Raw genomic sequence first — 7,249 nt, 5'->3', positions numbered from 1 at the left:
GTTCAGTCCTTCCAATACCTTTTCGAGCGACATGGCGATCGCAGTGTGGCAGTAAGTGGCACTTGGTGCCGGTTCAATACAGCAGGTGCCCCGAAGTGGTACCTCGGGGCAGATGTCGACGTCTATTGATTCGTTCGAAGGTGGGAGCATGTCCCACGTGGTCCCACTAGCCATCACTGCGTCCCCACAGAGTGCCGATCCTCTTGCTTCCAAACGGAGGTAGAAACTAGGGCCGGGTGGGACTTGGTATGACTGAGCGGGACCGTGCAGGCGGACGGTCAGACGCCGCGAACGGTGGTCATCAGCTTCAGGTGTGTCGTATAGCAACGGAGGCCGAGCGGCTGGAACTTGCGCAGGAACCGCGTGACCTCGTCATTCACGTCCGTCATGTCGCGGATGCCGTTCCAAACCATGAAATCGAACTGGTCCATGGTCTGATCAAATTTAATGAGCACCTGGAGTGCGCGAACGGCAAAACGAGAGTAGGCCTGGACCTCCAGCTCAACAGACGGCCACGTAATCGTCGGTTCGAAAACGATGTCGTCCTTAGCCCGCATCTCCTGCTCGCGCTGCTGACGGTAGGCTGTAGCAACGCGCAGCTGCTCGTCGACATAGTCCTCGAGCTTTGCCAACTCCCGCTCCAGGAACGTTTCGATGGTCGATAATTCGCTGCGCGAGAAGGTCGACTGACCGAAGCGCTGCAGGTTGAGCGACATGCGGTTCATGTACGGCCACCATTGCTCGAATAGCGGACGCAGGCGTGTATGGTTCAGCTTCAGCCCGACTGCCACCACGGCTGCGCCGGCGAGTTCGCGTTCAAGAATTTGACGACCCAGTTCACGTCGCCGGCGAACGATGGCTTGGCGGTCTTCGGGCGAGAGTTCGCGGAACAGCTTCCGGGTACGCTCGACCTCGGCCTTCTTCTTCTCCAGGTCGGCCGTTGAAATGATGCCTTCCTTGCGCAGGGCGTCGGCAGACGCCTCCATCTCAAGCAGCTCCGACTCGACGTCATCGGGCCGATCCATGCCGCCGGCAGTGTCGGCCGCTACACCGGTCAGTGGTTGATCGAGCGCATCGCTTGCCGTAGCGGGCAACTCGGCAGGGGACAGATCGGTAGTGGTCATATTTTCTCCTTGGATGGCCAGCCACTTGGCCTTTGGGCATTCAGAAAGATGGTGTCGACTACTTGCCGACGTGGAATGACGCCGCAAGGCGCCAGCTGAGCAAGCCAACCAGGCCGACGCCGAAGGTCCACCAGTAGGCCAGCAGGGAAAACGGAAGCAGCAGGGCGGATGCACCGAAGCCGAAGCACAGCAGCAAGCCATGTGCGGCGACGTGAAACGTCACCGGGTTCGCGAACCCAGCGCCCGCGGCTCGAATCTTTCTCGACACGGCGCCGTCGTTGAGCAGCGCAACAAGCAGCACCATCCCGCCAAACAACCAGTAATGTGCAACGGCCGATCGATAGACCGCCCGATAGATGGTCAACCAGAAGTGCCGCATCCAACCACGCCCGAATTCGGATGCGCCGGCATCGGGCAGCGCCGTGTTCGCATCCGATCCCGAGAACGATGCCCGCAACGCACCAGACCGGACAAACCATCGATCAAAGCGGTCGTTAGCTACCGTTGTTGCCTTGTCCGCCTTGGGCTGTCCGAGCACATGTTCAACCGAACGCTGTTCCGCTTCACTCACCTCGAATGCGGCATCGTCCTGTATGAACGGAGCGAGGGCACATATCATTAGTGGCGCCGCTAGCATCCACATCCGCACATGGGAGACGAATCGACTGTTGGCCATGGCTCAGATCCAGTGCAGGGCGAGCAGAACTGGGAGAGCCGGAATCGCCACGAGCGCGCCCCAGAACAACGCCGGCTTGCGCGCCGCGATGCCAATCAGCGCGAAGCACGGGCCCGCGTTGCCGAGCAGGAATGTGCTTGGTATCGGCGCGTCCGCATTCCTTGCGGCAATCCACGCCTGCATCTCGAATGCGAGGGCCTCGTCGACGCGAAAGAGCCGTGCGGCGATCCGCGGCTGCGTCTTGCGCAGCGAAGCGAGCAATTGCCTCGCCCTAGTGTGCAAAGTCTCGAGCGACATCGTAGTTCTCGAAGTAGCGGGTAAAGCCGTACCCCGTCAGCACGCGCGCGGCCAACTGGAATGCCGCGCATCGCTGCGTCACGTTCCCGGGGACCGGTTCGTCGACCACCTGGCAGACGTAGCCGATGGGCTGACGTTGCTCGAAAGAGGGGATCGACTCGTGATAGGGATACCAAACGTTGTACTTCTCGCCCTTGAATGCGGCGTAGCGCTTGGCGTAGAGATCATGGGCACGGCCGAACAGACCTTTCATGAAGGCCACGTTGGCGTCACCATGTTTTCGAGCGGCGCGCCAGGCGGCGATAGCGTCTGTCAGCATCTCCTTGACCAACGGGTCTTCACGCACGCGGAAGTTCACGCCGATGTAATCGACCACCCGCGTGCATACGTCGTCCAGGTCTGGCGAGACGATGAACACGGGCGAGAGCTTCGCGGAGAGTTTGTATTCCTTGGCAATTTGTCGTAACAGGCTGGTGCGCATTGACCTTTAACCTTGGATGATTGGAATTCGACCCTGGTAGACGGAGCCACCGGAGATACGCAGGAAGTACTGCAGATTAGGCAACTGCATGATCAGCTCATACGGAATCAATGGCGCTTTCTCAAGCTGGGTCGAACGTGAGACGGATCCGCTGAACTCCCCGACATGCGCCTCGGTGCCAGTGCTCGTGCTGCTCGACACCACGACATTTCGGATGGCCGTCGTGCCGGCCTTCTCGCAGAACCACTGGGCCGTGTCGATATCTTCCAATCGTAAGACGATCTGGTTGTTCAAATTCCCCAAAACCTGGTGCATCTTGGCCACGTTTCCGAGTTTGGCGGTCACGTCGGAGCGGGTCTGGTAAGCAGCGAAGACCTTGAAGCCAGCGCCACGGCCCTTGTTCAGGAGCTGCAGCATCTGCTCGTTGATCGCCTCGGCCACCTCGTCGATGATCAGGACAACTTCCGGCGGCGTGGCGTAGAAGTTGTAGATCGCACCGGCGACGGATGCAATGTCGGCCAGCAGCATCGACATGACAGCCTGTGCAACCAGAGAGTTCGAGAGGGAATCGGCACCCACGTAAAGCACCGCCTTCTGCTTGATGACCTTATCGATGTCCCAGATCTCACGGTCATCGTCGAAGTCGTCCGCCTTCGGCGCCAGCATGAGGCCCGTCTCGCCGGTGGCCAGCATCTGGAGCAAGGGTAGGGCGGAGGCGATGATCCGGCCGTAGTGGTCCCGATCATGCTGGAACGTAGCAATGAGGCCATCGATAGCCTCGTGGCCATTCCCTTTGTCGGAGAAGCGCTCGATGTAGAGCCGGGCCATCCCGTCCAAGCGCGTACCGCCTGGGCGCTGGCCAACCTGTTGCATGTAGCCCATCACCTCCTCTTCCCAATCCGACTTGCCGGCTTCAGGGAAGAAGCGCTGCAGCGCGCGATCTAGAAGATTGTTAATGCCGTTCTGGGCGTACTGGAGGATAGACCGCAGGTTCGGCTTGTCGCCGACGTAGAGTTCGCCTTTTACCGCGCGGTCAATGAATAGGAAGGCGAACTGGCGGAATGGTCCTTCCTCCATCAGCTGGGCGATGCGGGTCGGGATTTCCGAGGGCTGAGACCAATTTTCCAGCGGGTTCAGGCGGATGGACTGCGAGGGAGCAGCCTGCTTCCAGTATAGAAATTTGCGCCCAGTGCGCTCGCACTCGCGCTTGACACGTGCGACCCACTCGCCGTCATTCTTGGGGTCGATGACGATCAAAACGTCGTTGGGATTGTGGATGACCTGGGTCGAAATGACCTCGTAGGTCCTGGTTTTGCCTGAGCCGGTCGTGCCGCTCACCGACGTATGGCCAGGCATCGCCTTGTAGTGAAAGGGCACCTGGATCTTCTTTGGCTCCATGCCGTGAATCCATGATTTCCCCTGAGGCGAATGGTCGGCGATGCTGCCCGCAGGCGCGAACAGCTTCTCGACTCGCTCGACTATAGGCTGCGGCAGCCACCGCGGCAAGCCGGGAATATCGCTTGACGGCATGCGAAGGATGTCGTGCGCGATCTGGCAATGCTTCTGTGTCCACTCAAAGCCAGTGCCAAGATACATGGCATCGTCGGTCTTTCGCATGCGAGCGCTCAGCGCGAGCAGCGCCTCGATCGGAAGGACCGCAAGCCACTTGGTGGAGATGGCCAGCCGAAACTTCAGCGCGCGCCAAACCTGTGTCGACCGGAACAGCAGCATGCCAACGCAGAACAGGGAAAAATATCCGGCGCTCGGCATATCGCTTAGCAACATCAGCGCTGCGGCAAGAAGCCACCCGATCGCGGCCCGGAATTCATAAATGGGCCGAAAGTGATTGATGTAGTGGTGCATCACTCGCTGCTCTCTGGGGATTGCGGACGGGACGCGATGAGGGTCGCCACCTTGTCAACCAGAAGGATGTCTTGGCCGACGATCTTGTAGAGCAGCTGGAACTTGCGAAGGTTGTCGATGAGCGTCTCGGAAGCGATGCCGTAGCTGCCGAGCATGCGCTTGCTGACTGCGAGCTTGTTGTCGACCCACGATACCTTCACCTTTCCCGCTGCCACGTCCTGTGCTAGCGCCCTGAAGAACTCGCGCATCAGGTTGGACGCACCCGCCAAGGCTTCCTTGAACGGGTCGGCAGTCTGATCGGGGCGCAGCGACTTGGTGCCGTCGAGTTGTACGACGCTTCGCGCTACCTCGCGTTGCGTGCCTTCGGCTGACTCGGCTTGAGACTGGGCTTCGCCAGTTCCAGGGCCCGCTTCCTTATCCATCTGCGACACCACCACAGTGCTCGCGTTCTCCGGGCCCGATGTCGAATCGGCTTGCGCCGCTGCTGGTGCGGCGGGTGGCTTGATCTGGGTCGAATCTACTGCGGCGGTTAGCGCTTCGACACTCGGTGCAGGCGTCGTGTCGGGCGCAAAGGCGGCGCGGCGGGCTTTGATCTCGAACTGTGTCACTGTGTCGATGGCCTGCCGGACAACCTTGTGAAGCAAGGTCTCGAGGCCGGTCGGTCGAGGCTCGGGGTTGATGGCGCTAAACAGATCAGCGAGGACCTGGCCGTCGAACTGTGCGAGCCGGTCGGCACCAAGAATCTCGCGCGCCAGCAACGCGGTGCGCATGCGCTCAAGCGGGAGCACCGCATCGCGACGGGTGACGCGATACGTGTCATCGCCTACCCACGGACCGAAGGCTCCATGCACGGCGGGGATCCACTCCGCCCCATCCCTGTCCCGAAAGAATTGGAAGTGCCGGCTTGACTCATCAAGGCGGGAGCAGCACGCGGCGAGAAAGAGCGCATACAGGTATTGCGGTTCCAGCTGCCTGCGGCGTTCCGACGTCTGATTGGCCGCGAATTTCTGCGCGCCAGACAGGCGCATGGCGAAGTAGGCCGCCTCAACCGTTGCGCGAAAAGCACCACCGGCCTCGGCGTGCTCGTTGTGCCGCAGTGGCATACTTGAGAACCACGTTGCACAACGCTCCAGCACATCAAGCCACTTGCTGTTGAAGTCCGCGCCGTCCGCTTCGTTGGCGTACTGTCGGATGAGCGCGACGCGGTCGGCTTGGGAGGAAAGAAGGGCGGAAGCCGAAAGGTGAATGTGAGGGGTCATCATTTCCCTGCCAACTTCCTGCCGAGGTTCCAGGCTCCGCGCCCAAACATCTTCATCCCACCGGTGCCACTCACCCCGCCGCCAGTTCCAAAGAGAGATCCGGCGATCTTCGGAATCTCCAGGGCGACAAAGCCCAATAGGATTGCAATACTGAGTGCATAGCTTGCAGCAAGAAGCGTGTCCGTGCCGATGTTGCCAACGTCTGTGACGATGCTGAGCAGTGTCGCGCTCACAAGCTGAGAGATGATGGCGGCGACAACCATATACATCGAACCAGTGATCATGTAGTCCAGCCACGCTGTGAAGTATTTTCGGGAGATGTCCGCCATGCCAAATGCAACGGCTAGCGGGCCCACCACGATGCCTACGGCTACCTGAAGGTGGCCCACCAGAATGAACCAGGAGTAGATCAAGGCGGCAATCAGCACCGCAATGAATGCCAAGCCGAACAGAATCGCTGAGACGACGGCATCAATCAGTTTGAGTGGGTTAGCGAACCCCGCGAGTAGTGTCCTCAGCACGGAGTCGTAAAAGCTGCCTCCCGTCCTTGCCAACGAGATGGGGACGTTGTAGATGTCTGCACCCCCGTTGATCGCTTGGGCGAGATAGTTGAACCAAACAAACAGGCCGGGCGCAAAGCTGGTGTAGCTGGCATAGAGAGACGCGAAGATGCCAACTACCAGAAAGGTCTCAAAGAGATCCGTCCACGCGGATACTGCGTCGCTCGTTGCCGCGAATCGTAGGCCGGCGAAGACGAGGGTGATTACCCCGAGCCCGAATGCGATCTTGTTGGCGTCAGGTCGCGTCCGCTCGCTGAGCCCAACTGCAGCCTGGATGAGCCCGCTTCGCATGCCGTTCATCTTGTCCAGCGCCTTCTTGATGCCTTGACCGACCTCGCCAGGTGCGCCAGCACTTGCGGCCGTGGCACTATCCGCACTGCTGGTCGCTTCCTGTGCGACTGCAACGCAGGAAAAGAAGGTGAGCAAGTTGAAGACGAGCGCGGTGAGCATTGCACAGAGGGCGTGTCGGACCAGCGAGTGGTGGCTCATTTCAAGTTCAGGATCCGCTGACGTTGCTGTTCGCGTTCTGCCTGCAGCCGGCGCGCGGCGTCTACCGACTCGGCTTCGACGGCCAGTGCCCTCTGATCCTTGTCGGCGTCTGACTGCGTCTTCGCGCTCATGATCTGCAGCAGATCGGAGTTTTGATTTGCGAGGACATCCAGCATCTCGTTCGTCGCTTCGGCAGCAGCCTGTGCCGTGCCGGTCAGCTTCATTTCCTTCTGGATCTTCTGGCGCCGCTTGGCCTGGGTCTGCACGTTCTTGACGACGCTGTTCCCCAGGTTGAACAGGTTCTTCGCGGTCTTGTCGCCGTTGGCGAGAAGCGTGCGCTGATCCTCAAGCCACTGCCCGCTGGATTTTCCGGATGCGGCCACCATGCTCTGAACCTTGCTCAGGTAGTCGGCATTCTCGGAGACCGTGCCATAGAGATCCTTCAGCGTCACGCCGTAGACGTCGTATTTGCCGATGTCGTCCTTGATGGCGTCCAGCTG

At 60.1% G+C, this 7,249-nt stretch carries 7 protein-coding genes and 1 pseudogene; all 8 read right to left on the bottom strand.

Features of this window, described 5'->3' with window-relative positions:
- Positions 1-278: 278 nt before the first annotated feature.
- Positions 279-1,124, bottom strand: coding sequence for an ATPase (locus AC3WQZ_RS35095; RefSeq protein ID WP_454749604.1), 846 nt, complete (start codon positions 1,122-1,124; stop codon positions 279-281).
- A 58-nt stretch (positions 1,125-1,182) separates the two neighbouring features.
- A complete protein-coding gene (locus tag AC3WQZ_RS35090; RefSeq protein WP_454749603.1) occupies positions 1,183-1,800 on the bottom strand; it encodes an IncC plasmid conjugative DNA transfer DtrJ family protein in 618 nt (205 codons plus the stop codon).
- A 3-nt stretch (positions 1,801-1,803) separates the two neighbouring features.
- Positions 1,804-2,061: a hypothetical protein gene (locus AC3WQZ_RS35085; protein WP_454749602.1), complete on the bottom strand. Its 258-nt coding sequence runs from the start codon at positions 2,059-2,061 to the stop codon at positions 1,804-1,806.
- Between the two features lie 10 nt (positions 2,062-2,071).
- Entirely contained in the window at positions 2,072-2,578 is a 507-nt protein-coding gene (locus AC3WQZ_RS35080) for a hypothetical protein (protein WP_454749601.1), read from the bottom strand.
- A gap of 6 nt (positions 2,579-2,584) precedes the next feature.
- Positions 2,585-4,441: a conjugative transfer system coupling protein TraD gene (gene traD / locus AC3WQZ_RS35075; RefSeq protein ID WP_454749600.1), complete on the bottom strand. Its 1,857-nt coding sequence runs from the start codon at positions 4,439-4,441 to the stop codon at positions 2,585-2,587.
- Positions 4,441-5,700, bottom strand: a complete 1,260-nt coding sequence (locus AC3WQZ_RS35070) for a TraI domain-containing protein (protein ID WP_454749616.1) — start codon at positions 5,698-5,700, stop codon at positions 4,441-4,443. Before AC3WQZ_RS35070 ends, traD begins: the two co-directional genes overlap by 1 nt.
- Positions 5,700-6,749: a type IV secretion system protein gene (locus AC3WQZ_RS35065; RefSeq protein WP_454749599.1), complete on the bottom strand. Its 1,050-nt coding sequence runs from the start codon at positions 6,747-6,749 to the stop codon at positions 5,700-5,702. The genes AC3WQZ_RS35070 and AC3WQZ_RS35065 overlap by 1 nt, the downstream gene beginning before the upstream one ends.
- Positions 6,746-7,249 (bottom strand): annotated as a pseudogene (locus AC3WQZ_RS35060) (conjugal transfer protein TrbJ); the annotation flags it as partial. The gene AC3WQZ_RS35065 and the pseudogene AC3WQZ_RS35060, both read right to left, overlap by 4 nt.

The organism is Cupriavidus sp. FW305-26 (assembly GCF_058787975.1).
The sequence above is the reverse complement of the archived record's forward strand: the minus strand, read 5'-3'. Positions and strand labels throughout refer to the sequence as shown.

Coding starts and splice junctions, on each gene's coding strand:
- AC3WQZ_RS35095 (WP_454749604.1), bottom strand. CDS start 1,124: ATGACCACTACCGATCTGTCCCCTGCCGAGTTGCCCGCTACGGCAAGC.
- AC3WQZ_RS35090 (WP_454749603.1), bottom strand. CDS start 1,800: ATGGCCAACAGTCGATTCGTCTCCCATGTGCGGATGTGGATGCTAGCG.
- AC3WQZ_RS35080 (WP_454749601.1), bottom strand. CDS start 2,578: ATGCGCACCAGCCTGTTACGACAAATTGCCAAGGAATACAAACTCTCC.
- traD (WP_454749600.1), bottom strand. CDS start 4,441: ATGCACCACTACATCAATCACTTTCGGCCCATTTATGAATTCCGGGCC.
- AC3WQZ_RS35070 (WP_454749616.1), bottom strand. CDS start 5,700: ATGACCCCTCACATTCACCTTTCGGCTTCCGCCCTTCTTTCCTCCCAA.
- AC3WQZ_RS35065 (WP_454749599.1), bottom strand. CDS start 6,749: ATGAGCCACCACTCGCTGGTCCGACACGCCCTCTGTGCAATGCTCACC.